This window comes from Arsenicibacter sp. R0_47, assembly GCF_057652235.1.
The window spans coordinates 167,290-191,999 of the sequence record NZ_JBYFCJ010000010.1; the positions used below are offsets into that span (position 1 = coordinate 167,290).

The 24,710-nt window shown below is 51.3% G+C and carries 21 protein-coding genes; 9 read left to right on the forward strand and 12 right to left on the reverse strand.

The features are described from left to right. Window positions 1-4 precede the first annotated feature (4 nt). Together AC23NW_RS18355 and AC23NW_RS18360 are read right to left on the reverse strand one after the other, a co-directional pair. On the reverse strand, window positions 5-682 hold the full coding sequence (locus AC23NW_RS18355; protein ID WP_487451129.1) for a LytR/AlgR family response regulator transcription factor: 678 nt from the start codon (window positions 680-682) through the stop codon (window positions 5-7). Further along, window positions 675-1,748, reverse strand: coding sequence for a sensor histidine kinase (locus tag AC23NW_RS18360; protein WP_487451131.1), 1,074 nt, complete (start codon window positions 1,746-1,748; stop codon window positions 675-677). The genes AC23NW_RS18355 and AC23NW_RS18360 overlap by 8 nt, the downstream gene beginning before the upstream one ends. Before the next feature lie 208 nt (window positions 1,749-1,956). Here AC23NW_RS18360 and AC23NW_RS18365 point away from each other — a divergent pair, with 208 nt between their 5' ends. Further along, window positions 1,957-3,087, forward strand: coding sequence for a TlpA family protein disulfide reductase (locus AC23NW_RS18365; protein ID WP_487451132.1), 1,131 nt, complete (start codon window positions 1,957-1,959; stop codon window positions 3,085-3,087). 68 nt (window positions 3,088-3,155) lie between these two features. Here AC23NW_RS18365 and leuS read toward each other — a convergent pair whose 3' ends face one another. Beyond that, a complete protein-coding gene (gene leuS, locus AC23NW_RS18370) occupies window positions 3,156-6,041 on the reverse strand; it encodes a leucine--tRNA ligase (RefSeq protein WP_487451133.1) in 2,886 nt (961 codons plus the stop codon). Between the two features lie 261 nt (window positions 6,042-6,302). On the opposite strand from leuS, the gene AC23NW_RS18375 reads away from it, so the two are divergent. Together AC23NW_RS18375 and sufB are read left to right on the forward strand one after the other, a co-directional pair. Further along, window positions 6,303-8,036 carry a hypothetical protein gene (locus tag AC23NW_RS18375; protein WP_487451135.1) on the forward strand — a complete coding sequence of 578 codons (1,734 nt, stop codon included), beginning with the start codon at window positions 6,303-6,305 and terminating at the stop codon, window positions 8,034-8,036. Window positions 8,037-8,175: 139 nt separating this feature from the next. Continuing rightward, window positions 8,176-9,621 carry a Fe-S cluster assembly protein SufB gene (gene sufB / locus AC23NW_RS18380; protein WP_293839613.1) on the forward strand — a complete coding sequence of 482 codons (1,446 nt, stop codon included), beginning with the start codon at window positions 8,176-8,178 and terminating at the stop codon, window positions 9,619-9,621. A gap of 286 nt (window positions 9,622-9,907) precedes the next feature. Here the strand turns inward: sufB and lpxB are convergent, their stop codons facing one another. Continuing rightward, a complete protein-coding gene (gene lpxB / locus AC23NW_RS18385) occupies window positions 9,908-11,005 on the reverse strand; it encodes a lipid-A-disaccharide synthase (protein ID WP_487451169.1) in 1,098 nt (365 codons plus the stop codon). A 43-nt stretch (window positions 11,006-11,048) separates the two neighbouring features. Further along, complete coding sequence (locus AC23NW_RS18390) at window positions 11,049-11,465, reverse strand: 6-pyruvoyl trahydropterin synthase family protein (protein ID WP_487451136.1); 417 nt, start codon at window positions 11,463-11,465, stop codon at window positions 11,049-11,051. Window positions 11,466-11,711: 246 nt separating this feature from the next. On the opposite strand from AC23NW_RS18390, the gene rfaD reads away from it, so the two are divergent. Then, the gene (gene rfaD, locus AC23NW_RS18395) at window positions 11,712-12,677 is read left to right on the forward strand and encodes an ADP-glyceromanno-heptose 6-epimerase (RefSeq protein WP_293839619.1); all 966 of its coding nucleotides are present in this window, start codon (window positions 11,712-11,714) and stop codon (window positions 12,675-12,677) included. Window positions 12,678-12,748: 71 nt separating this feature from the next. Here rfaD and AC23NW_RS18400 read toward each other — a convergent pair whose 3' ends face one another. Then, window positions 12,749-14,314, reverse strand: coding sequence for a S8 family serine peptidase (locus tag AC23NW_RS18400; RefSeq protein WP_487451137.1), 1,566 nt, complete (start codon window positions 14,312-14,314; stop codon window positions 12,749-12,751). A 217-nt stretch (window positions 14,315-14,531) separates the two neighbouring features. Here AC23NW_RS18400 and AC23NW_RS18405 point away from each other — a divergent pair, with 217 nt between their 5' ends. The 3 genes from AC23NW_RS18405 (at window position 14,532) to AC23NW_RS18415 (ending at window position 16,496) form a co-directional block, all read left to right on the forward strand. Then, window positions 14,532-15,224, forward strand: a complete 693-nt coding sequence (locus AC23NW_RS18405) for a DUF2461 domain-containing protein (protein WP_487451138.1) — start codon at window positions 14,532-14,534, stop codon at window positions 15,222-15,224. Between the two features lie 55 nt (window positions 15,225-15,279). Further along, window positions 15,280-15,747 (forward strand): RidA family protein, encoded by a 468-nt coding sequence (locus AC23NW_RS18410; protein ID WP_293839628.1) that lies wholly within the window; start codon window positions 15,280-15,282, stop codon window positions 15,745-15,747. Window positions 15,748-15,869: 122 nt separating this feature from the next. Next, complete coding sequence (locus AC23NW_RS18415; protein WP_487451140.1) at window positions 15,870-16,496, forward strand: hypothetical protein; 627 nt, start codon at window positions 15,870-15,872, stop codon at window positions 16,494-16,496. Window positions 16,497-16,499: 3 nt separating this feature from the next. Here AC23NW_RS18415 and AC23NW_RS18420 read toward each other — a convergent pair whose 3' ends face one another. After that, on the reverse strand, window positions 16,500-17,522 hold the full coding sequence (locus AC23NW_RS18420) for a LacI family DNA-binding transcriptional regulator (protein ID WP_487451142.1): 1,023 nt from the start codon (window positions 17,520-17,522) through the stop codon (window positions 16,500-16,502). Between the two features lie 138 nt (window positions 17,523-17,660). On the opposite strand from AC23NW_RS18420, the gene AC23NW_RS18425 reads away from it, so the two are divergent. Further along, window positions 17,661-18,539, forward strand: a complete 879-nt coding sequence (locus AC23NW_RS18425) for an inositol oxygenase family protein (protein ID WP_487451144.1) — start codon at window positions 17,661-17,663, stop codon at window positions 18,537-18,539. 259 nt (window positions 18,540-18,798) lie between these two features. On the opposite strand, the gene AC23NW_RS18430 is transcribed toward AC23NW_RS18425, so the two are convergent. From AC23NW_RS18430 to AC23NW_RS18450, 5 genes are all read right to left on the reverse strand, one after another. Continuing rightward, the gene (locus AC23NW_RS18430) at window positions 18,799-19,851 is read right to left on the reverse strand and encodes a sugar phosphate isomerase/epimerase family protein (RefSeq protein WP_487451146.1); all 1,053 of its coding nucleotides are present in this window, start codon (window positions 19,849-19,851) and stop codon (window positions 18,799-18,801) included. Between the two features lie 40 nt (window positions 19,852-19,891). After that, window positions 19,892-20,266 (reverse strand): four helix bundle protein, encoded by a 375-nt coding sequence (locus AC23NW_RS18435; protein WP_487451147.1) that lies wholly within the window; start codon window positions 20,264-20,266, stop codon window positions 19,892-19,894. 55 nt (window positions 20,267-20,321) lie between these two features. Beyond that, window positions 20,322-21,467 carry a Gfo/Idh/MocA family protein gene (locus AC23NW_RS18440; RefSeq protein WP_487451148.1) on the reverse strand — a complete coding sequence of 382 codons (1,146 nt, stop codon included), beginning with the start codon at window positions 21,465-21,467 and terminating at the stop codon, window positions 20,322-20,324. A gap of 62 nt (window positions 21,468-21,529) precedes the next feature. Beyond that, complete coding sequence (locus AC23NW_RS18445) at window positions 21,530-21,895, reverse strand: four helix bundle protein (protein WP_487451149.1); 366 nt, start codon at window positions 21,893-21,895, stop codon at window positions 21,530-21,532. A 123-nt stretch (window positions 21,896-22,018) separates the two neighbouring features. Further along, window positions 22,019-23,155: a Gfo/Idh/MocA family protein gene (locus AC23NW_RS18450; protein ID WP_487451170.1), complete on the reverse strand. Its 1,137-nt coding sequence runs from the start codon at window positions 23,153-23,155 to the stop codon at window positions 22,019-22,021. Between the two features lie 258 nt (window positions 23,156-23,413). On the opposite strand from AC23NW_RS18450, the gene AC23NW_RS18455 reads away from it, so the two are divergent. Further along, a complete protein-coding gene (locus tag AC23NW_RS18455) occupies window positions 23,414-24,655 on the forward strand; it encodes an MFS transporter (protein WP_487451150.1) in 1,242 nt (413 codons plus the stop codon). Window positions 24,656-24,710 lie beyond the last annotated feature (55 nt).

Below are 24,710 nucleotides of genomic sequence, written 5' to 3' on the forward strand. Positions count from 1 at the left end.
GGAATTAGCGGATCGGGAAATCATTGAGCACGGTCCGGTAGCTGTCGCCGATGGGGATGATCGTATCGCCGATCTGAATCTCCTGCCGGCCTGCGGCGGTGATGTGCGCCAGATTCACCAGAAACGAGCGGTGAATGCGCCGGAAGGTATGCGCGGGTAAGAGCTCACTCAGGGCTTTCATGGTCATGTGGATGATGTAGGTACGCTGAGGGGTTTTGACCAGAATATAGTCTTTAATCGACTGCGCATACATCAGATCGGTGTGCGCCAGTTTAACTAACTGCCCGTCCACTTTAAAATACGTATGGGAGGCAGGGGTAGCAACCGGTGCCGATCGCTTTAAAAACCGGTCGATACTTTGGGCAAACCGTTGATAGGTAATGGGTTTGACCAGGTAATCGACCGCTTCCAGTTCGTAGCTCTCTACCGCATAGTCCGGATATGCCGTTGTGAAAATAACGGCTGGCGGCTGTTTTAACCGGCGGATAAAATCAATACCGGTCAGGGCCGGCAACTGAATATCCAGCAGCATCAGGTCAATCTGCGTACCGGTGATCACCTCAAAGGCTTCGAATGCCTGTGAGCAGCTCTTAACCAGCACCAGATCGGCGGTTTGCCCGACATACGTTTCCAGAATCCGGCGGGCCGGTGGTTCATCATCAACAATCAGGCACTTAATCATTCGGTTGCAGGGTTAAGCGTAAGCGAAGGGTATAGGTTGTTTCCTCACATTGACTGGTTAATTCGTGTTGACCAGGGTACAGCAGCGACAGTTGTTTTGATACATTGCGCAGGCCAATACCCGTAGCCGTTCCGCTCTTGTCTGTGGAAGGAAACGTACTGTTGCGGGTTTCTAAAAACAGTTCGTTTTCCAGCAGTACCAGCACAATGTGTACAAAACCAGCCTGAATATCCTGACTGAGGCCATGCTTGAATGTATTTTCAATAAACGGTAACAGCAGCAGCGGTTCAATCCGGAGGCGGTTATGGATTCCCTGTGTCTCAAACTTAATGGAGGCGTTATCGGAAAAACGCATGGATTCGACCGCCACGTAATTACTCAGAAAATTAATCTCTTCATCCAGCGGCACCCGTCTTTTTCTGGCCCGATAAAGAATATACCGCATAATATCTGCATGACGGGCAACGAGCGGAGCCGTTTTGGCAGAACCGTGCAGCGCCAGCGAATAAATGGTATTCAGTGTGTTAAAGAAAAAATGCGGTTGCAGCTGGGCGCGGAGTGAATCCAGCTCCGTTTGTAGCTGATGCTGGCTCAGTTCGTGCAGCCGGTGCTGCTGCCGGACCGATTGCTGGTAGTAACCCAGTGCCGATACCATCAGCAGTTCGCGGATAATATAAACAATGCTGAAATGGAGCATGACGGACGAATTGTACCATTTCCGCGCAGACACGAGCATCGTTTCGGGCAGAAACCACAGATTCATCACTAACCCATACATCACATAGTGCAGATAACCGTCCAGTAACAGCAGGAAAACCAGCATCCGCCAGCCAAACGTCCGGTATCGTTTTTCGAACAGAGCAGGAAGAATAAGTTTGTAATACAGCCAGTACGGAATGGTGCGCAGGACGCCATAAATCAACCGTTCCAGCAGCGACAACAGGGAGGGAAGCCGTCCGGTTTTTTCGTAGAGGTTATACTCAAAATCGGTCAGGATCGAAAACAGGATGAACACAATGCCGAAAAACAGAACTTCTGGCAGACTTAACTTTAATGACTTGACCATTTTGGCGCATTCGTATCCCTGAAAGTACAACAGTCGGGCCGTCACACCAACGAACCCGGTTCTTTTCAGCCCTTTATTTCGACCAATCCGCCTGTTTTTTCGACCAAACCGGGCCGGTCGACTTTCCGGTATGCTTTGCCGAATCCACCGGATTAGTATCCCGGCGAGCGGTTATTTTTGAGCTCACCAATCGCAGCACATCTACTTAATGAAACGGATTTGTCGAGGTATTGCCTTATTTATCACCTTTCTACCGGTAACGATTTATGCACAGAGCGTTGAGGCCCTGATTCGTGCCGTTCGCGAAAAACAGGCATCGTTGTCCGGTGTTGTTTATCGTCTGGAGCGAACCGACACACTGGTTACCGGGCATATCCGGCAGCTGAACGGCCGGGCGGCAATCCGGCCCGACCGGAATGATCATCGCTTTGGCTTCTGGTTCCGTGCGGGACAGGATGATATTGCCGGCGAAGTCATGTACGATGGTCATGTCGGATATGTGACCGATGATTCGAAAAAGACCTATACACTGGTTACCGACACCACGGCGATTGCTAATCTTCTTTATCAGTTTGGTGGCCGGATGATTGTTCCTGACCTGATCCGCCTGGATACCACAAAGGCAATCCGCCTGCAGCTTACGCAGGATGAGGCGTATTATTACCTGACGATGCACTACGCTGATATCAGGCAATATGATGTAACAAACCGCTATAAACGGGTACAGATTGCCCGTGCTACCTTGTTGCCCGTAAGCGTACGGCACCATCAGACAACGTTGGGTAAGGTGCAGGACCTGTTTTACAAAATCAGTGCAATCCGCCCGGATACTACCCTGGCCGACAGCCTGTTCCGGGAGCCGTCATTCCTGCAGACCTATCGTCAGAAACTGCCGGTCGTCAGTCCGAAGAAACCGGCCGGCCGGTTGGTGGGTCAGCCGGCACCGGATTTCCGGCTGGCCACACTTCAGGGCGATTCGCTGTCATCAACTGCCTTTGCAGGCAAGGTGACGTTGCTGGATTTCTGGGAGGTATGGTGCGGACCCTGTCTGGCGTCGATGCCGAAAGTGGAGCATTTGTACCGCAAGTACAACCAGCAGGGTTTACAGGTTTACGGCATTACGCATGAAGTTCAGCAACTGGATGCGGTCCGGCGGCTGCTGGCGAAGTGGCAACTGCCTTTCCTGACGCTAATCGGTTCTAATCAGGTGCGGCAAAGGTATGGGCTTGACGTTATTCCGTTCTATGTGCTTATTGATCGGAAGGGGGTAATCCGGCTGGTCAGTCAGGGCTTTTCGGATGATATTGAGCGGACGGTGCAGCAGTTAGTGAGCCAATAGCGCCGGTAAACAAAACGGGCGAAGATAACGATTTATCTCCGCCCGTGGTCTATATCGGTTCGCCTTGCTTACAGCACGACGTTGACAATCCGCTTCGGCACCACCACCACTTTCTTCGGTGATTTACCTTCCAGCCACTTCTGTACTACTTCATTGGCCAGCACTTCCTGCTCAATCTCCGATGCCGCCCGGTCGGTAGCAAACGAGATCGTTGTCCGTACCTTGCCGTTGATCTGAATGGGGTATTCGAATTCATCTTCGACCAGGAACTTCGGATCGAAAACCGGGAAGCTGGCCGATGATACCGTGCCTGGCTCGTTGCCCAGGGCTGCCCACAACTCCTCGGTGATGTGCGGCGCAAACGGCGACAGCAACAAGACCAGATCCTGCAAAACAGCCCGCTTGCGGCACTTCAGCGTCGACAGCTCATTGACACACACCATGAATGCGCTGACCGACGTGTTGAACGAATAATGATCAATGTCTTCCTGCACTTTTTTGATTGTCTTGTGCAGGATTTTCAGCTCGGCCGGAGCCGGTGCCTCATCGGTAACGACCCATTTTGAGGTGCCGTCGGCTTTGTCTTCGTAGAACAACCGCCAGAACTTACGGATAAACCGGAACGTACCGTCGATACCGTTGGTGTTCCAAGGTTTGGCCTGTTCCAGCGGGCCTAAGAACATCTCGTACAAACGCAGTACGTCGGCGCCGTAACGATCTACGACCGTGTCGGGGTTCACCACGTTGTACTTCGATTTCGACATTTTCTCGACCTCGGCGCCTACCACGTATTTACCGTCCGGCTCGGTGATAAACTCCGCACCATCGGCCAGATCAGGACGTTGCTTTTTGAACGCATCAATGTCGAGTACGTCGTTTTCAACAATATTTACGTCAACGTGCAGCGGGGTTACCTCACGGCCGTTGATTTGGTTCAGTGATACAAAAACCGGTGGTACGCCTTCCACGCCGGTTCCTTTGACCCGGTAGGCAAAGTTTGACCGGCCCTGAATCATGCCCTGGTTGATCAGCTTCTTAAACGGCTCTTCCTGCGTCACATAGCCGCGGTCTTTCAGGAATTTGTTCCAGAAACGGCTGTAAAGCAGGTGCCCCGTTGCGTGCTCGGAACCACCCATGTACAGGTCAACATCCTGCCAGTAGATAATGGCTTCTTTCGACGCAAAAGCACCGTCGTTTTGCGGATCCATGTACCGGTACCAGTACCACGACGAACCCGCCCAGCCCGGCATCGTCGACAGTTCATATTCGTAATTTCCCTCTCCTTGTGAAGGGTTAGGGTTATATTTCCAGCCTTCTGCCCGTGCCAGCGGTGGTTCGCCGGTTTCGGTAGGCAGGTACTTATCAACGGCCGGCAGTTCAAGCGGCAACTCACGTTCGTCGATCAGGTACGGCAGCACCGTTCCGTTGGCATCGGCTTTGAAGTAAACCGGCACCGGCTCACCCCAGTACCGCTGACGGCTGAATACGGCGTCGCGCATCCGGAAGTTAACCCGTGCGTTGCCCAGACCGCGCTCTTCGAGCCAGGTAATCAACGTAGCGGTGGCCTCTTTGTAGGTCATGCCGTTGATAATACCCGAATTGATATAGTGGCCTTCTTTCGTGTTATCGGCTTGTGTATCAACGTCTTTCTGCGTGTCCAGTATCGCAACTATCGGCAGCCCGAAATGGGTGGCAAACGTCCAGTCGCGCTGATCGCCCGACGGTACGGCCATCACAGCACCGGTACCATACCCCGCCAGAACGTAATCGGCCAGCCAGACCGGCACCTTTTCGCCACTGAACGGATTGAGGCAGTAGCTGCCGGTAAACACACCCGAAACTGTCTTCACGTCCGACATCCGGTCGCGCTCCGAACGCAGTTTGGCCGCGTTTACGTAGGCCTCAACGGCTTCGCGCTGCTCCGGCGTGGTCAGGCTTCCGACCAGCTCGTGTTCCGGGGCCAGCACCATAAATGTTACCCCGTAGATGGTATCCACCCGCGTCGTAAACACCTCAATAAACGGCTCCTTGCCCTCAGCTCCCTGCGCTACGCTGTTTTCCAGCGCAAACTTAACCGATGCCCCGACCGACTTACCGATCCAGTTACGTTGTTGTTCCTTAATGGATTCCGACCAGTCGATGGTATCCAGACCCGACAGCAGGCGGTCGGCATAAGCCGTGATCCGCATCATCCACTGCCGCATTTTCTTTTGCTCGACCGGATAACCGCCCCGCTCCGAAACGCCGTCTTTTACCTCGTCGTTGGCCAGTACCGTACCCAGTGCCGGACACCAGTTCACGACCGCGTCGGCTAGGTAGGTCAGGCGGTAGTGCAGGGTAATGGCGTGCCGTTCGGTGGCCGACAGGTTGTTCCATTCAGCGGCCGTAAACACAGGCGTGTCGGCATCGCAAACGGCGTTGACGTCGGTAGTCCCGTTGGTCGCAAATTTTTCCAGCAGGGTGCTGATCGGTTCGGCGCGGTCGGTGTCCTTGTTATACCAGCTGTTGAACAGCTCCATGAAAATCCACTGCGTCCACTTATAATACGACGGATCGGAGGTACGGACCTCGCGGCTCCAGTCGTAGCTGAACCCGATCTGCTTTAACTGCTTGATGTAGGTCGCAATGTTATTTTCGGTCGTAATGGCCGGATGCTGACCGGTCTGAATGGCATATTGCTCGGCTGGTAGTCCGAACGAGTCGAAGCCCATCGGGTGAAGCACATTGAAGCCTTTCAGCCGCTTGTAGCGCGACACGATGTCGGATGCAATGTATCCCAGTGGGTGGCCTACGTGAAGACCCGCTCCCGACGGATACGGGAACATGTCCAGCACATAGAATTTAGGCTTTGACGATGCCTGTCCGGCGGCATCCGTTGTTGTGCGGTAAGTCTGGTTTTCGTCCCAGAACCGCTGCCATTTTTGTTCGGTCTCGCGGTGATTGTAGTCAGCCATATTCATCCTTATGAATAATGGACAATGTATAATGCATACTGAACAATTCACTTGTTAGAACAGCTTCATTGTTCATTCGTCATTATCCATTCTTCATTGAAGTACCTCTTTTATTAAAATTTTTGCAAAAATAGCCGTTTCGGATGACTTTTGTTGTACTCAGTTGAGAAGTAATAGCGCATGGAGTACAACCAAACGTCAAATTTTTCCGGGCTTCGTCCAAATGAAGGCTCTGTTTCGCCATCCCGTTGGCTAATTATCTTGACAATTACCGTTTTAGGCCTGATTGTGTATGCCGTCGGCGACTTCCGGTTTCCGCTTTCCGACGGGGATGATACTGATCAGTATGAGTATGCCGGGTATTATTTTTTTAAGAATATTTCGTTTGGCCTTATTCCGCACCTGAATCTCGACAATGACCAGACCTTTTATCCGTACGGGACGCTACAGGTTTTTCTGCCGTGGGGGTTCGAACGGGACTATTGGTATGCCTTCTGTTACTGGCTCAACGGCGGTCCGGGGCCGTATCTTCAGTTTTACTACGTGTTCAGTATTGCCATTACGGCCGTCGGTACGTTTTGGTTGCTTCGTGCGTTTTTTTCGCCGTGGCGGCTGGTGATCGTCAGTCTGGCGGTATCGGTATTTAATTTTTACGGGCTCTGGAAATATCCCGTCCACCTGAATGTCTGTGTCGGCCATTGGACTATTCTGTGCATCGTGGCGACGTACCGGCTGCTCTGGCAGTTGTATCACCGGCAGACGCTTTCGCTGCCGTTTGTGCTGTTATGGGCCTTGCTGCATGTGCAGGTTTTAGGGCTCGAATTGGGGTACGTGGCTGGTTTTGCCCTCACGTTCACGACCATAGCCGCACCGTTCGGCGTGTATTTGCTGTACCGGAATAATCCAAAGATCAGCCGTTGGCCGGCGCAGGTAATGGCCTGGATTTCCGGTGAATACCGGCAGACGCCTGTTTTGACCTGGGCACTCGCCGGGTCGATTCTGCTGGCAATATACCTGTATGTACCGCTCACGTTGCAGATTGCGTTTACAGCCTGGGAATTTGATTTCGGGGTGGTGCCCCCGTCGCGGCTCTGGTCGCATCCGGCCCGGCTACTGATTCCACACCTGCCGCAAGTGAATCAGCACGTACAGCACTATGAGCAGTATTTAAAAGATAATTATGAAAGCTATGGACAGACTAGTCCGGGGCTGTATCTGGTCCTGCTGGCCATGATTGGTTTCTGGCAGATGCGGCGGCAGGTGCCGCTCTGGGCTCCGGTTGTGCTGATGCTCATCTTGTGTCTGCTCTATCATCCGGTATTACTTCCGACATTGAAAGCCTTTCCCTGGTTTAGCTTTAACCGGCACAGTGGTCGTGCTACGCTGATTTACCCCATATTGCTGAGTTTTTTAGCCCTTTCGGTGCGTTTACCAAACCGTTTGCCGGCTAAACTGGCTTTCGGCCTCATTGGCGTCCTGATGCTGGCCGAATGGCAGTATGGCTATCACCATTTCACTATCTATCGCCTGCCGCCGCTGCCGGCTGAGGTGTATACCTACATGGAGCGGGTGCGTGAAACCCCCGGCGAGGCCGTACTGGACTGGCCGTTCTGCGTTGTCGGGGCCGATGGCACGGGCATGCAGGAAGGTCTTTGCCCGCACTATGATGCTCAGAATGCGGTATTTACCTTCCGCCGGTTTTACGACAAGAAGGTAGTCGGGCAGTATTTCGGGCGCCTGCATCCGGAGCAGATCAAGCCGTTTCTGCGCGACGGCTGGCCGGCACTTTTGTCGCCTGCCTACCAATTTACGGATGCCGACTGGGCGTTTTTTGATAACTACCTGCAAACGAATGACTTTGCCGGCATTAACCTGTATCCTGAATTACTGCCGCAAGGTATGGCTGCGCAGTTCTACGCGCGCTATGGCCGGCCGGTTGCCGAAACACGGTTACCATCGGCTGGCCGGGTGCAGTTTCTGGTTACCAAAAAATAAAGATTTCCACCCGGATATCCTGCCGGAAGCTCAACTCTATTCATTAAATTTGCAGGTTCCCGTCGGAACGTACCCGGCCATAATGGTGTTAAATCTTTAATACAGGACGAAAAGTAACACTCGACCGACCTAATTAGCTATGAGCAAAGACGTTGAAATCTTAGAGAGCATCACCAACTCGGAATACAAATATGGTTTCGAGACGCTCTTAGAAGTGGATGAGGCTCCGAAAGGATTGAACGAAGATACAATACGCTTCATCTCAGCCAAGAAGAACGAACCGGAATGGATGCTGGAATGGCGTCTGAAGGCGTTCAGCATCTGGCAGGGGATGACCGAACCAAAATGGCCGAACGTTAAATATCCGCCGGTTGATTATCAGGATATTAAGTATTATTCAGCTCCGGTTCAGAAAAAAGAAGTTAAATCGCTCGATGATATTGATCCTGAACTTCGCCGTACGTTTGAGCGGTTGGGTATTTCGTTACAGGAGCAGGAGCGTCTTTCCGGTGTAGCGGTTGATGCGGTAATTGACTCGGTATCCATCGGTACAACGTTCAAAACCAAGCTGAAAGAGTTAGGTATTATCTTCTGTTCAATTTCTGAAGCTATTCAGGAATATCCGGAGCTGGTACGGGAATATCTTGGTTCGGTGGTTCCGGCCAAAGACAACTTTTTCACAGCTCTGAATTCCGCCGTTTTCTCCGACGGTTCGTTCTGCTACATCCCGAAAGGCGTACGCTGCCCGATGGAGCTGTCAACCTATTTCCGGATTAACGCTGCCGGTACCGGTCAGTTCGAACGGACGCTGATTATCGCCGATGAAGGCAGCTATGTAAGTTATCTGGAAGGCTGTACGGCCCCGATGCGCGACGAGAACCAGCTGCACGCAGCTGTCGTTGAGCTGATCGCCGCCAAAGAAGCCGAAATCAAATATTCGACCGTACAAAACTGGTATCCGGGCGATAAGGAAGGCCGTGGCGGTATCTACAACTTCGTAACGAAGCGTGGTATCTGCGACGGGCCGCATTCAAAAATCTCATGGACGCAGGTTGAAACCGGTTCAGCTGTTACGTGGAAATATCCGTCTGTTATCCTGAAGGGTGACTATTCGATCGGGGAGTTTTACTCGGTAGCGGTAACCAACAACATGCAGCAGGCAGATACCGGTACGAAAATGATTCACATCGGTAAGAACACGAAAAGCCGGATTGTATCGAAAGGTATCTCGGCCGGTAAGAGCCACAACTCATACCGTGGTCTGGTTGAAGTGATGAAACGTGCGGAAAATGCCCGTAACTTCTCGCAGTGTGATTCGCTGTTGCTGGGAGACCGGTGCGGTGCGCATACCTTCCCGTACATTGAGGTGAAAAACCCGACGGCTACCGTTGAACACGAAGCGACCACGTCGAAAATCGGTGAAGATCAGTTGTTCTACTGCAACCAGCGCGGTATCCCGACGGAGCAGGCAGTTGCCCTGATTATCAACGGGTATGCTAAAGAAGTTTTGAATCAGTTACCGATGGAGTTTGCTGTTGAAGCGCAGAAACTTCTGGAAATCAGCCTGGAAGGTTCCGTCGGTTAATCGAAGAATTTTGATAAATTTAAAGCCTCTGCCATTGCAGGGGCTTTTTTATGTAGTTTCACTGATATGGAACATTTGAAATCAAATCCGCATTTTGTCGACATGTATGCGATGATGTTGCGAAGCCTGAGCGTTGATGATCGTCTTGAACTAATATCGAAACTGTCCCAATCGATTAAAGAGGATCATGTTTCAGAGAGGTTAAGTATTGATCATAAGATAGTAACGCATTATACAGGCATATGGGCTGATGAAGTCGATTGAACTGGAAGACTGGACTCGTTGATTAATCCCGCAGCGCCTGCACCATAGCGGTTCCGGCGCGCTCCGAGGCACCCGGCCCACCCATAATCTGCTGGATCTCCCGGTAACCGGCCAGTTGCTGCTCCCGTTTTTGACCACCCGGCAAAATCATCGCCAGTTCACCCGCCACCTGCTCCGGCGTATAATCATTCTGAATCAACTCCCGCACCACTTCCCGGTTTGCCACCAGATTAACCAGCGAAATAAACGGCACCGCAATCAGCCGCCTGGCAATTTCATAGGAAACCCACGTTGTTTTATAACACACGACCTGCGGAATGTGGAACAGGGCCGTTTCGAGCGTAGCCGTACCCGACGTCACCAGTGCGGCCGAGGCAACGTGCAGCAGATCGTAGGCCGCATCGTTTACGCGGATCACATCGGGATAGTCTTTCAGCAGATTATCATACAGTGAAGCGTCGAGGTTACTGACCGTACCTACCACAAACTGATAGTCCGGAAACTGCCGTGTGGCAGCCAGCATCGTGGGCAGAATACCCGTGATTTCCTGCTTGCGGCTCCCCGGCAAAAGGGCAACTACCGGCTTCCCGGCCGGAATACGATCGCCGAAATCAGGGTCAGGCGTGAACTGACTGATGGCGTCAAGCAGCGGATTACCGACGTAGGTCACATCATACTCAAACTTCCGGAAGAACGCCGTTTCAAACGGAAAAATGGTGAACATCCGGTCAACGTTCGCTTTGATCTTCAGCGCCCGTTTCTGATTCCAGGCCCAGACTTTGGGAGAAATGTAATAAAAGACCTTGATACCGTGTTTCTTCGCAAACTTTGCCATGCGCAGGTTAAAACCGGCATAATCGATCAGGATCAGGGCATTGGGTTTATACGCGAGGAGGTCGGCCTGGCATTCGCGCATGATCCGGCGGATGGTGCCCAGATTCTGCACAACCTCCAGAAAACCCATAAACGCCATGTCGCGGTAATGCCGGACAATCTGCGCCCCGGCGGCTTCCATCTGCTCGCCGCCATAAGCACGGATCACGGCTCCGTTACTGTCTTGCCGGATAGCCCTGATGAGGTTGGCACCGTGCAAATCGCCCGACCGCTCGCCTGCAATCATGTACAGGCGAAGGGCCGGGCGGATATGTTGGTCAGTTGTGTTGTTATTCACCGTAGTAGTCCACGAAATTTTTAGGTGTCTCGTAGAGCCGGAGCTGATGCAGGCGTGCTTCTGTAATCTCATGCAGCGCACGCTCAAGAATTTTCCAGATTTCCATCACCAGAATTTCACAACTGGCGAGTTTTCCCTGCAAAAAGTCAACATCCATATTCAGGTTTTTGTGGTCGAGCCTTTCGATCACTTCCTGTTTAATAATCTGGCCCAGCTTTTTCATGTCAATGACAAAGCCGGTATCCGGATTCGGTTCTCCTTTGACTGTAACAATCAACTCAAAATTATGCCCGTGAAAATAGGCATTGGCACAAGGCCCGAAAACTTCTTTGTTCTTCTCCTCTGACCAGTTCGGGTTGTATAACCGGTGGGCAGCATTGAAGTGTTCAATGCGATTTACGTATACCATAGATCTGGTTTGTTTAGGGCGGTTTTCCAGAAAACGCCGGGATAATGAATTACAAAATTACAGTAGCTTTAGTTCGTACAAAAGTATTCGGCATTAATTCTGGCTAATCTTAGAAACGTTCTATTTATTCCTTAAAACGTCGATAGCGCGCTAATAAACAATCCCGTAACTTTACGCACCTTTTTTGCACTTTATTCACCTGCCCTTCCACTATTTATATAACCAATACATTCAGAGGACTAGTTTATGATCATTGTTACGGGGGCTGCCGGCTTTATCGGGAGCTGTTTAATCAGCAAGTTGAATCAGGAAAATTTCAATTTTATCATTGCGGTTGATGATTTTTCCTCCCCCGAAAAAGAGGCTAATCTGGCTGATAAGCGCATTCAGGAAAAGGTTGACCGTGAGCAGTTTTTCGACTGGCTGGATGCTAATTATCACGAAGTAGAGTTTCTCTTTCACATTGGCGCCAGAACGGATACGACCGAGTTCGACTACTACATTTTTGAGCATCTGAACGTCGAGTACTCAAAAAAAATATGGCAGAAGTGTATTGACTATCAGATTCCGCTGGTCTACGCATCGTCGGCTGCTACCTATGGTCTCGGTGAATTGGGCTATGATGATAATGAGGCTGTAATTCCGGAATTAAAGCCTCTGAATCCCTACGGAGAGTCGAAAAATGTGTTCGATATCTGGGCGCTGGAGCAGGAACGCAAGCCGTTTTTCTGGGCTGGTCTGAAGTTTTTCAATGTTTATGGCCCGAACGAATACCATAAGGGGCGCATGGCTTCGGTTATTTTCCATGCCTACCGGCAAATCGGGCAGACGGGTAAGATGAAACTTTTCCGGTCGCACCATCCTGATTTTAAAGACGGTGAGCAGATGCGGGATTTCGTTTATGTAAAAGACGTGGTCGATGTGTGCTCGTTTTTAATGCACCATCGCCGGCATTCGGGCATTTACAACCTCGGCAGCGGCAAGGCACGCACCTTCGTTGATCTGGCCACGAATACGTTTAAGGCCATGGATCTGGAGCCGGAAATTGACTTCATTGATACTCCTGCCGACATCCGCGATAAATACCAGTACTTTACCCAGGCCAACATGGCCAAACTCCGGTCAATCGGGTATGATAAGCCGTTCCACACACTGGAAGAAGGCATCGCCGATTATGTGAAGAACTACCTGAAAGAAGGAAGCTATATGTAGGCTAACTCCCCGAGGGTTTTAAACCCTCGGGGAATTAATTCGAGTTTAAAACTTCCTGGAAGGTCATATTTCTACTCCCAGATCACTTCAATTACCTCCTGCTTGAGATCAACCGTCGTCTGGCGTTCGTTAGACAGACGCTTCAGGGTTACTTTCCCGTTAATGATCTTTGCTGCTTCCTGCGTCAGTACGTGCATGGGATCTTTTTTGTGAAAGACCGATGCCAGTGCCTCGCTGCTGCTGACCGGCACCTGTATGGTTCTGCCGCTTGCCTTGATGCTGCGGGTTGTGGCAGGCAGCGGCTGGTTTCTTAGCAGGGCAATGGCTCTCGACGCCTGTGGAACCCCGTAGCCGATGTAGTTATTGCCGTAGGGGTAGAGGTGCGACGATTTCTCGATAATCTCAATCAGTTCCTTATTGGTCAGTTTGGGGTTGGCCTGCATCAGACAGGCGGCAAAGCCCGTAATTACCGGCGCTGAGAGCGAGGTGCCATAAAGCGAAAAACACGACACGTTGGGCTTCATATAGGGTAAGGCTTCGGGGCCGATGCTGCTGTACCCGATCCGGTTCCAGAGCTTTGAGTTGGTCGCTCCCACTGATAATACACCCTGAGCATCAGCAGGCGTAGAAATAATCCGCCAGTTGCGGTCTTCGCCTTCGTTGCCCGCCGAAACAATGATCAGCATCCCTTTTTTATCCGCCGCCAGCTGGGCCGCCCGGCTGATCAGGCTGGTTTTACCATCCATTTCGCGGGTTTCGTAGTTTTCTTTGGGATTACTGAACCCACGGGCATACCCCAGCGAGGTATTGACAATCCGCACGCCCAGACTGTCGAGCCACTCCATGGCCTGTACCCAGTTGTCTTCTTCGCCACGGTATTCGCGGTTGCCCTGATCGGTGCGGGCGAGGTAAAAGGTAGCGTCGGTCGCCAGACCGTATTGCAGATTCTCGCGCGGGTCCTGACCGGCAATCGCGGCCAGCACTTCAGTGCCGTGCAGATCCGACATGGTTTCCATGGTGCGGAACAGGTTGTGCCGGGTCTCATTCGGATGCACATAGTCGCGGACCTGCCGGACGCCTTTCCGCTCAAAGATATGCTTCAGCGCATCGGCCGAATCAGCGGCAAAGAAACCGGCATCTACCACGCCGATGGTCACGAACCGGCCCGTCAGACCTGCTTTGGCAAAGTCGCCGGCCTGAATCTGGTTCATCACCGGTGCCAGGTGAGGCTTTGTTGCATCATCGTTTGTGCCGGTACTCAGAATCTTAATCCGGCTATCTATCGGCTGAATTTCTTTAATAAACGCCAGCTGCTTTAGCTGACCGATCTGGGCTTCCGTGAGCATAGCCGAAATGCCATTGAGCCAGCGCGACTGGCATAGCGGTTCAATACCGGCACTCCGCAGCGTGCTGAGGTATGCCGCAGACAGCGGGAGGTCGGTTTCGTCAACGGCCAGCCCCTGATTTGAGCGACGGGTCAGTGCAGCGGCCGACAGGGCAGGTGCATTGGCTAAGTCTTTGGTATTGAAAAGAATCCAGTATTTTGAAACAGGTTGTTTTGGCGCGTTGCCGCCAAATGCCGTTGGGCAGAATGCGGTAACAGCGAGAAGAAAGAGGGATGCAAGAGTGAATCGCATTGATTGTAACTAAGGTTCAGATACCAACAAACGTGGGTTCGGTTCATTTTGTTAGCTTACCCGATTGACAGGGACTAAAGGGTAAATGCCGGCCACCGCCACAACATGATATAACTGCTGTGAATAGCTAAGTTACATTCTTACTTTATTTTATCCAAGATCGCTTTTCGCAGAAGGGTGCGCGGGGTATGTAAAAAAGCCGTAAATTTGGGTAAGTATGACAACAGGCGAATTGAACAAACCCGCGATTACGGCGGATACATTTGCGTTTCAGCGAGAGCTGGCGCAGAATAACAACAGAGAGTGGTTTCAGGCGAACCGGAAGCGGTATGAGGCCGCAAAAGCCCAGATTGAGCAATTGGTGGGCCGTATTCTGACAGGGGTTAATACCTTTCAGCCACTACCTAATACGGAGGTTAAGGATTGTATTTTCCGGATTAACCGCGATATCCGGTTTTCAAAAAATAAAGAACCATATAAACTGAATTTTGCCGCAGCCATCGGGCCGGGCGGGCGGCATTCGGGGCGTATCGATTATTACATTCATATTCAGCCGGGCAACGAATCGTTTCTGGGGGCCGGTATGTGGCAGCCGACACCAGCACAACTGGCTAAGTTCCGGCAGGAAATTGATTATAACGTAGCCGAGCTGAAAGGAATCATTGAGGAAGAAACGTTCCGGAGTTATTTCCCTGAAATCTGGGGCGAAGTCATGAAAACGGCTCCGAAAGGCTATACCGCCGACCATCCGGACATTGCTTTATTGCGTCGGAAGCAGCTGTTTTTTATGCACCGCTACAGCGATCAGGATGTGTTACAGCCTGGTTTTGCCGAAGAGGTAGCGCGGGGCTGCCATCTGCTGAAACCATATTGTGATTTTCTGAATTACCTGTTTTTTGAAGAGGAGTGAGGTATCGTTAGACAGGATTCATGTAGTATGTAATCCTGTCCTGAACAAGTTGACGATGAAAAAAAAGGGATTATTGACAATAGCGTTTATGATGGCCGTTTGTTTCGGAACGATGGCCCAGACATCAACCCCGGCGGTTCGTCAGGGCTATATGTATAAGGTTGAGACAACGGTGCCCAACCGCCAGATTTACGTCTGCTGTCAGCGGCCGATCAATGAGAGCGGTCAGTTAGTGGGTGCGGGTGATCTGGAGGCTCAGCTGGTGCAGAGTTTTGCCAATATTACAAAGACACTGGCCACCATCGGCATGACACCCGAACATATTGTGCAGGTGGCGTATCACATCACTAACGACCAGAACAAGAGTACCGTAAACAGCGAGATTGTCAACCGCGTAGCTGCTACCTACTTTAACCAGAACAAGGCCGGCGGAATCTCACGGATTTCTGAACTTAAAAATGTACCACAACAGGTACGGGCGGATATAATCATTGAAGTTGAGGTAATTGCCATAAAAAACTAGCATTATCCCTGAATAAGTGCTCATACGGCTATTTATCCGATAGGACCGTAGGATAACACAGTGCCAATATGTGTATAGTTTGACCGTTTAAAAAACAGGAAAAATTATACTCAACAAGAACTGTGCGACTGGTAACTATTGTGATGGCGATGCTGTTGGGGCCGCTTGCCGGATTTGCGCAGCTAAATGGCGGAATATCGGTTTCGAGCGGAATTTCCAATATAACACAGGGGCGGCGGAGCACCTCTGAGCTGTATACACTGGCCATGCCGGTCAGTGCAGCCATTGGCCACGTGTTCCCCGCGTTTAATAATGATCTGTCTCTGCTGGTCTATGCCCGGACCGAATTCGGGGTAGGAAAAGGTGCCGCACTCGGTCCGGGAATGCGGGTGTATTCGACCAAAGGGCTTGGTGAACAGTCCAGCCTGAAGCCCTATCTGGATATTTATCTTACGGTTGTGCAGTTTGCCGGACAGCGCGAAATCCCGTTGCAGTACCGTAGCTCAAATACGTTTGCGTCGGTAGGGCTTAGCTACAACCTCTTCGATTATCACACAATAGATGTGTTTCTGGGGCTTATTGACCGGATGGATAACCGTGATTATGCCACGGGCAAACACCACGGCTCTTACTTCGGGGTGGGCTATTCGTTTATTATGCCGTCGGATTTTCACCACAACCGTTCTCCGCGTCCGTACCGGCCTAAACGCCGCAAAATGACTTCATGTCCGTATCGGTATCGCTGGTAACGGCTACTCTGCCGCTTGCTGCGTTGACCGGCGGGGAATCAGTTCTGACGGAATACACTGTATGGTTGGCATCGACCGTATGTTTTTCCCTTCAACGAGATTGAAAAGGGTTGAGGCCGCAGCTTCGCCCATGTCAAAGGCAGGTTGGGTGATGGTCGATAACGACGGATTAAGCAGCGAAGCTGTCTCCAGATTGGAAAAACTAATGACTTTGAGCTGTTCGGGAATCGGGATGCACAGTTTTTCGCAGAGCTGGTAGGTGAGAACCGCCGTTTTCTCCACAGATGCCACAAGGCCGTCGGGCGCATCGGGGCCGGTAAGCAGGCCGGACAGAATTGTTTCCTGTTCGGCACGCTCGTCCGGTAAGGTCAGCATGTATTCGGGTAGTACCGGCATGGTTGCCTCCTCTAAGGCTGCTATATACCCTGTCTGTCGCTGTTTTGTGATGGACAGACTGTCGGAAACGGATAAAAAGCCGATGCGCCGGCACTGGCGCTGAAGCAGATGTCGGGTTGCCAGATAGCCGCTTTCACGGTCGTTGGTAATGATCCGGGGTAGGGTGGTGCCTTCGAAAATGCGGTCAAACAGCACGACGGGAATGCCTTTGCGTTCGAGCGCGGTTACATGGTCGATATGGGTAGTCTGGCCCGAAAGGGAGATAATTATGCCGTCGACCCGGCCGCTCTGGAAGTCATGCAGAATCGTCTGCTCTTTGGTCAGCGATTCGTAAGTCAGGTAAATCAGGGTGTGATAGCCTTTTTGTTGTGCCACGGCCTCAATGCCTTTAATCGCCAGCGAAAAAAAACTGTCGGCTACTTCCGGAATAACCACGGCAATGATTTTACTGCGTTTGCGGCGCAGGCTGCTGGCGTGTGGATTTGGAACGTAATCCAGCTCACGGGCAAGCTGCCAGACACGCTGTTTTGTCTCAGGGCTGATTTCGTGGCTGTCCTGCAACGCTTTCGAAACGGTCGAAACCGACAGACCCAGGGCGCTGGCCAGTGTTTTTAAATTAATGGTTTGCATGGAGGCCGGTTTACGAAAACGATTTCGTAAATAAAGCAAAAGAGATCTTATTAAAGTGCCAATAAAGTCGATTAGCTTAGTGTCTCAAACTGAACAAGACGAGATTTAAGCGTTTCACCCTATAAACATACAACAGTCATGAGTACGTTGAGCGCCGCAGAACAAAATCCTTTAGCCAGTCTGGACGTTTGGGAAGACGATCTGCTGGAGCGTTACCCTGATCCGGAAGCCATTGCGCAGGGCAAAACAACCGAAGAATACCGGAACTACGATAATCCGGGCCGTGATACCGTACGCGAGTTTTACCGCCTGAATCACACGTATCAGACGTATGATTTTGTGCTGGAAAAAGAGCGTGAATTCCTGAAGTTCGACAAAAAGGAAATGCCGATCTGGGATGCGTTTACGTTCCTGAATCAACTGGTCGACGACTCTGACCCTGACACGGATCTGGATCAGCTACAGCACTTACTGCAAACGTCGGAAGCGATCCGCGCCGATGGTCACCCGGACTGGATGGTACTGGTTGGTCTGTTGCATGATATGGGTAAGGTCCTTTGTCTGTTCGGCGAACCTCAGTGGGCTGTTGTTGGTGACACATTCCCGGTAGGCTGTGCACACTCAGATAAAATTGTCTATCCTGAGTTTTTTAAGGCCAATCCGGATACATACGACGAACGTTACAACACAAAATACGGCGTTTATACGCCAAACTGCGGTCTCCGCAACGTGCATATGTCATGGGGCCACGATGAGTATGTGTACCACATGGTAAAAGACCACTTGCCGGAGCAGGGGCTGTACATGCTGCGTTACCACTCATTCTACCCGCAACACCGCGAAAAGGCCTACGACCACCTGATGGACGACCATGACCGCGAAATGTTCAAATGGGTGGATTTGTTTAACCCGTACGACTTGTACTCGAAGAACCCAACGCCGCCGAACTGGGCGGAATTGCGGCCTTATTACGAAGATCTGGTAGCGAAATACCTGCCGGCAACATTGAAATTCTAAGGTGTGTGTTATATAGTAATGAGTCAGCCCCATCCATTTTGGTTGGGGCTGATTGTTTTAATGCCGTCCGCAAAACCGGATGTGCCGGTCTCAATACTCAACGGCATCGACCTGAATCTGGCGGTGCTGGTTGAGGAGGAGGGGATTCAGTTTTGACGAAAGATAATAAAAAAGCTGCCGGAACTATGTCCCGGCAGCTCTGTAGAACGGAATGCTATTCCGTTCATTTGTATTGTCCCAAACGGAATAGCATTCCGTTTTACAGACCCAGCACTTTTTTGTTGAACGCTTCGTCGGCACCGGTGCCGGCAAAGTCGTCGAATGCCCGCTCGGTCACGCGGATGATGTGATCGGCGATGAACGGCGCACCTTCGGCTGCACCTTGCTCAGGGTGTTTCAAGGCACACTCCCATTCCAGAACTGCCCAGCCATCGTAGTTGTACTGTGCCAGTTTGCTGAAAATACCGCTGAAATCAACCTGACCGTCGCCCAGTGAACGGAACCGGCCGGCACGCTCTACCCATCCCTGGAAGCCACCGTAAACACCTTGCTTACCCGTTGGGTTGAACTCGGCGTCTTTTACGTGGAACGCATAAATACGGTCGTGGTAGAAGTCGATGAACTGCAGGTAGTCGAGGCACTGCAACACGAAGTGGCTCGGGTCGTAGTTGATGCCCGCGCGCTTGTGGCCACCCACAGCGTCGAGGAACATTTCAAACGTAACACCATCGTGTACGTCTTCGCCCGGATGCAGCTCATAGCCGACGTTTACGCCTGCGTCTTCGAACGCGTTCAGGATCGGCAGCCACCGCTGTCCCAGTTCCTTAAAGCCTGTTTCGACCAGACCCGCCGGCCGCTGCGGCCACGGGTACATAAACGGCCACAGGAGTGCTCCCGTAAACGTTACGTGTGAGGTCAGCCCCAGGTTCTGGCTGGCTTTAGCGGCCATGATCAGCTGGTTGGTTGCCCATGCCTGCTGCTCTTTCGGGCTGTTGGCCAGCTCAGCCGGACCGAAACCGGCAAACATCGGCGCATAGGCCGGGTGAACGGCCACCAGCTGTCCCTGGAGGTGGGTTGACAGTTCGGTAATTTCGACGCCTATCTCCTGTAATTTGCCTTTGTAGTCGTCGCAATACGTTTTGCTTTCCGACGCCTGTTTCAGGTCAATCATGCGCGGATCCCAGGTCGGGATCTGAATGCCTTTATAGCCGAGGTCGGCCATGTATCTGGCAATGGACTCCAGGCTATTAAACGGGGCCGTATCCCCTAAAAACTGCGCCAGAAATATGGCAGGGCCTTTTAGTGTTGTCATAATGTATTGAGTGAGTTGTGATTGAGTGATTGAGTGAACATCAACTACCGCTGTTGCTTCTTGACTTTGCAAGAATTTTCAGCAGTTGTGAACCTTCATCCATTAAATCACTCAAGCGGTTTTCTGGTATAATCCCGGCGAAAACAAATGTTTCCAGCCAGAAAAGTGATTCATCAAGCTCCTCTATAACAATGCTGAGTTTGGCAAAAAACTCATTCCGGCTTCTTGCCCGTCTAACAGCGCGGTAGTTTGCCGCAGCAGATGAAGAGCAGCGAACAAGCTGTTTACCGAAGTGTTGAGCGTCGAATGACTGGGGAAGAGCACGAAACACATGCAGATTTCGAAGCATGAACGTCTTTAGTCTTTGTTCTATGCCATCGGCAAAGTCACCTTTAGAAAGTCTTTGCTGTTCCATGTGCGTTTGTTACGGTGCCTGCACTCAATCACTCATTCGCTCAATCACTCACTAATTATACCTCCACCCACGCCTGTTTGCGGTTGGATTCGAGGATTTTCTCGCAGATGAGAAGCTCGCGGTAACCGTCGGCGAATGTCGGGAATGTCGGATTTTCGGGCTGCTTGCCGGCGGCAATGGCCTCGTACACCTCTCTGAACATTTGCTTCGAAGTGTCCGGGAAGCCTTCGTTGTGGCCGCCGGGGAACGAGATCACCGAACGGGCTTCGGCATGCACCAGCGACGGGTCACGCATCAGCGACTCGTTGTAGCCGTCGCGGTTACCGATCCACATTTCGTTAGGGGCTTCCGAGTTCCAGGCAAACGTTTTCTTCGACCCGGCAATCTCCAGTTTCATCTGGTTTTTGCGGCCCGCCGAAACCTGTGATACCGTGATAACACCCCGGTTGCCATTGTCGAAACGCAGTAGTACGTTGGCATGATCTTCGGTATTGATCGGGACGTCTGCGTAGTCTTCCGGTTGCAGCATCTTGCCTGAGTAAGTCTCAACCGGCTTCAGCGGCTTCTTCCGTGTTTTATGAATCGTATTGAAATCGGCCATAACCGCTACCGTTTTCAGGCCGGTGATGTACTCGATGATGTCCATCAGGTGAGAACCGATATCGGCAATCGCGCGTGAGTCGCCCGACTTGTCCGGCTCCAGACGCCAGTTGTAATCGGTTTCGTAGAACAGCCAGTCCTGCAGGTACGAACCAATGATCGAATACACCTCGCCAAGGTCGCCTTTTTCCCGCATCACCTTCATCTGACGGGCCAGCGGATAATAGCGCAGGTTGAAGTGTACCGCATTGACTAAGCCGGTTTCGGCCGCCAGCTGCACGAGTTCTTCGGCTTCGGCTAAGTCTTTGGCTAACGGTTTTTCGCAGATCACGTGTTTACCGGCCAATAACGCGGCTTTCGACTGCGAATAGTGAAGGAAGTTTGGTGTACAGATGTGAATGGCCTGAATGTCTTCCTGCTTCAGCAGCTCTTCAAACGTATAGGCCCGTGCGATGCCGAGCTGAGCCGCTTTGGCTTCGGCCAGTTCCTGGCTTACTTCGCAAAGGGCAGCCACTTCAACATTGGGTAAACGACGGAGGGCTTCAATGTGTGCAGGTCCGATAAAGCCTGTACCAACAACACCAACTTTAATTTTTGACATGTAATTGAGAATGATTGAATTAAAGAATGATTGAGTGATTGAATAATTAGATTACCGGTTTGTCAGTTAGATGAAGTGGTCTTACGGGCCGCAGAGAAAATGGCTAATAGCTCATTCCCTTCGGACATAAGGTTACCAAGTTTAGACGCTGCAAAAATCTCACTTTCGACTAGTAACTCAAGCCAGAACAATGATTCGTCTGTTTCTTCAACAACGATACTAAGTTTGGCAAAGTACTCGGCGCGACTTCTTGTCCGGCAGACAGCTCTGTAGTTGGCACCAACTGATGTAGCTGATCTGAGGAGCTGTTTGCCAATGATTCTTGCTTCATCGGTTTTAGGGAGGGCCCTGTATAACCGAATGGTACGTAACGCAAAATCTTTTGTACGCCTTTGCATCTGCTGAACAAATTCAGCTTTATTATCCATACTCATTACGGTAAAGGGGATAGGATAAATTATTTTACTATAGGATCATTGAATGACTGAAGGATTGATATTTTTTGAGAAACAGGGTTATTCAATCACTCAATCCTTCAGTCATTCAATCAATTAACTGACAAACTTCGTCCACTTCGTCGAATCGTCCTGCGAGGAGGCGATAACGGTGTCGATGAACGCCAGACCCCGTACACCATCATATACGTTCGGGAAGTCATAGACCGGATCAGGCTGCTGACCGTTCATATGCGCCTTAACCGCGAAGGCGAAGTTGCGGTACAGGTTTGCAAACGCTTCGAAGAACCCTTCCGGGTGACCCGACGGCATCCGCCAGTGCGCTTTGGCCGACGCCGACAGATCGCCCACGTTTGGCCGGATCAGGCGCTGGCCTTCCTGCGTTTTGTATTTCAGCGTGTTCGGCTCCATCTGGTGCCACTCAAGGCCGCCCAGCTCGCCGTATACGTAAATTTTCAGTGAGTTTTCTTCGCCGTTGCTGATCTGGCTGGCATGCAGTACCCCTTTGGCACCGTCCTGGAAGCGCAGCAACACGTTGCCGTCATCGTCGAGCAGCCGGCCCGGCACGAACGTAGTCAGGTCAGCGCAAAGTTCTTCGATCTGTAAGCCTGTGATGTATTCAGCGAGGTTTTCGGCGTGCGTACCGATGTCGCCCATACAGCCGGCGGCACCCGATTTCGACGGGTCTGTCCGCCAGATGGCTTGCTTGTAGTCGTTTCCTTCTTCGTATTTCGAGAGCCAGCCCTGCGGATATTCCACAACGACCTTCCGGATTTTGCCGAGTTTACCGCTGCGGACCATATCGCGGGCTTCCTTCACCATCGGATAGCCGGTATAGTTGTGGGTCAGGCCGAAAACCAGGCCCGATTGTTCAACGATACCAACCAGTTCTTTGGCCTCGGCCAGATTCAGGGTCATCGGCTTGTCACAGATCACGTGGAAGCCGTTTTCGAGGGCCATTTTCGCCGGCGGGAAGTGCATGTGGTTCGGCGTTACGATGGAGATAAAATCCATGCGTTCGCCTTCCGGCAGCTCCTTCTCGCGAAGAATCATTTCTTCATAGCTGGAGTAGACACGTTCTTCGGGCAGATACAGGGCGCGGCCTGTTGCTTTTGACTTGTCGGGTGACTGGCTGAAGCAGCCGCAAACGAGCTCGATTTCATTATCGAAGCCCGCTGCACGACGGTGAACGGCGCCGATAAAGGCATCAAGACCGCCACCAACCATACCCATACGCAATTTTCTGTGCATAGCGTTAATTATCTGATTGTGATCAGCCCGTTAGACGGGAGTTAAGAAGTTAGTTGGAGACCAAAGTGTAAAATCGGCCGAAAAGGTAGCGATTCCTGCCGATTTTATGGCCCGAAAATTAGTTATTTTACTTTTTTTACGGAAATTTTGCACGCTTTGGCCATTAGGTTTAGTAATTTATTCGTGATGGTTTCTTTCTTTTGTTGATCATTTTCCCATTAACCCCTTCAGCTTATTCACATGATTAACCAAACACGTTTGTTCAACGCGAGCTGTTTTGCGCTCATTACAACCGCGTTCTCATTCAGTATCCGGGCAGGTATTCTGCCGCAGCTTGGTACCGACTTCGGACTGTCGGCCGAGCAGTTGGGTTTCATCAACTCGATGTGGTTCCTTGGCTTCCCGATCTCGATGATTGTTGGTGGTATCGTTTACCACTCAGTCGGGCCGAAAATTATCATGAACGTGGCGTTTGTCTGCCACACACTCGGGATTCTGCTGACCATTTATTCCGGTGGCTACACAGGTCTGTTAGTGTCAACACTGTTCATTGGTATCGGTAACGGTTGTACAGAAGCAGCCTGTAATCCTATGATTGCAGACATGTATTCAGGCGACGAAATGAACAAGATGCTCAACCGGTTCCACATGTGGTTCCCTGGTGGTATTGTAGTCGGTAGCTTGCTGTCGAAGTTCATGACGGATGCCGGTCTGCCATGGCAGGCACAGATTTGGGTGATCATGATCCCGACAGTTGTGTATGCATTCCTGTTTTTTGGTCAGGCATTTCCGAAACCGAAAACAGAAGGTGTTACCTCCCTGTCAAGTAACTTTAAGGCCATGCTGACACCTCTCTATATTTTCATGTTCTGCTGTATGGCCCTGACAGCTATTTCTGAATTCGGTCCTCAGCAGTGGGTAGGTCTGATCATGAGTAAGAGCGGTGCCAGTCCGATGTTGATTCTGGCGCTGACAACCGGCTTGATGGCGGTTGGACGTTATTTTGGTGGCCCTATCATTCACCGCCTGAACCAGACCGGTGTATTACTGGGTGGCGCTGTATTTGCAACGATAGGAATCTACCTGTTCAGCACTCAGACTGGTTCAATGGCCTATGTAGCTGCCATTTTCTTTGCCATAGGCGTATGCTATTTCTGGCCGACAATGGTTGGCTTCGTAGCCGAAAAGGTGCCATTGAGCGGTGCCCTTGGCATGTCGATCATTGGTGGTGTGGGTATGTTCTCGACGTCGATCTTCCAGCCGATCATCGGTGGCTGGATTGATGCAGAGCGTGCTGAGAAAGCAACAACCGGTCTGGCTGGTGACGCCCTCGAACTGGCTGCCGGTCAGGCCACGCTGGTCAAAATGACGACGTTCCCGATCATTCTGATTGTTGCGTTTACCATCCTGTTCCTCTGGATGCGCAATAAAAAGTCAGGTCACGCTGACGAAAAAACACTGGCTCAGCAGCCTCAGCTGTAAGCCATAGATACTCCGGATCGGGGTTGATTGCCGGTTGCCAACGCAGCCGGTGGTC

Coding starts and splice junctions, on each gene's coding strand:
- AC23NW_RS18445 (WP_487451149.1), bottom strand. CDS start 21,895: ATGGATAATAAAGCTGAATTTGTTCAGCAGATGCAAAGGCGTACAAAA.
- AC23NW_RS18430 (WP_487451146.1), bottom strand. CDS start 19,851: ATGACAACACTAAAAGGCCCTGCCATATTTCTGGCGCAGTTTTTAGGG.
- AC23NW_RS18355 (WP_487451129.1), bottom strand. CDS start 682: ATGATTAAGTGCCTGATTGTTGATGATGAACCACCGGCCCGCCGGATT.
- AC23NW_RS18455 (WP_487451150.1), top strand. CDS start 23,414: ATGATTAACCAAACACGTTTGTTCAACGCGAGCTGTTTTGCGCTCATT.
- AC23NW_RS18360 (WP_487451131.1), bottom strand. CDS start 1,748: ATGGTCAAGTCATTAAAGTTAAGTCTGCCAGAAGTTCTGTTTTTCGGC.
- leuS (WP_487451133.1), bottom strand. CDS start 6,041: ATGGCTGACTACAATCACCGCGAGACCGAACAAAAATGGCAGCGGTTC.
- AC23NW_RS18365 (WP_487451132.1), top strand. CDS start 1,957: ATGAAACGGATTTGTCGAGGTATTGCCTTATTTATCACCTTTCTACCG.
- lpxB (WP_487451169.1), bottom strand. CDS start 11,005: ATGATTGCAGGCGAGCGGTCGGGCGATTTGCACGGTGCCAACCTCATC.
- AC23NW_RS18405 (WP_487451138.1), top strand. CDS start 14,532: ATGACAACAGGCGAATTGAACAAACCCGCGATTACGGCGGATACATTT.
- AC23NW_RS18400 (WP_487451137.1), bottom strand. CDS start 14,314: ATGCGATTCACTCTTGCATCCCTCTTTCTTCTCGCTGTTACCGCATTC.
- sufB (WP_293839613.1), top strand. CDS start 8,176: ATGAGCAAAGACGTTGAAATCTTAGAGAGCATCACCAACTCGGAATAC.
- AC23NW_RS18410 (WP_293839628.1), top strand. CDS start 15,280: ATGAAAAAAAAGGGATTATTGACAATAGCGTTTATGATGGCCGTTTGT.
- AC23NW_RS18440 (WP_487451148.1), bottom strand. CDS start 21,467: ATGTCAAAAATTAAAGTTGGTGTTGTTGGTACAGGCTTTATCGGACCT.
- AC23NW_RS18425 (WP_487451144.1), top strand. CDS start 17,661: ATGAGTACGTTGAGCGCCGCAGAACAAAATCCTTTAGCCAGTCTGGAC.
- AC23NW_RS18435 (WP_487451147.1), bottom strand. CDS start 20,266: ATGGAACAGCAAAGACTTTCTAAAGGTGACTTTGCCGATGGCATAGAA.
- AC23NW_RS18450 (WP_487451170.1), bottom strand. CDS start 23,155: ATGGGTATGGTTGGTGGCGGTCTTGATGCCTTTATCGGCGCCGTTCAC.
- AC23NW_RS18420 (WP_487451142.1), bottom strand. CDS start 17,522: ATGCAAACCATTAATTTAAAAACACTGGCCAGCGCCCTGGGTCTGTCG.
- AC23NW_RS18390 (WP_487451136.1), bottom strand. CDS start 11,465: ATGGTATACGTAAATCGCATTGAACACTTCAATGCTGCCCACCGGTTA.
- rfaD (WP_293839619.1), top strand. CDS start 11,712: ATGATCATTGTTACGGGGGCTGCCGGCTTTATCGGGAGCTGTTTAATC.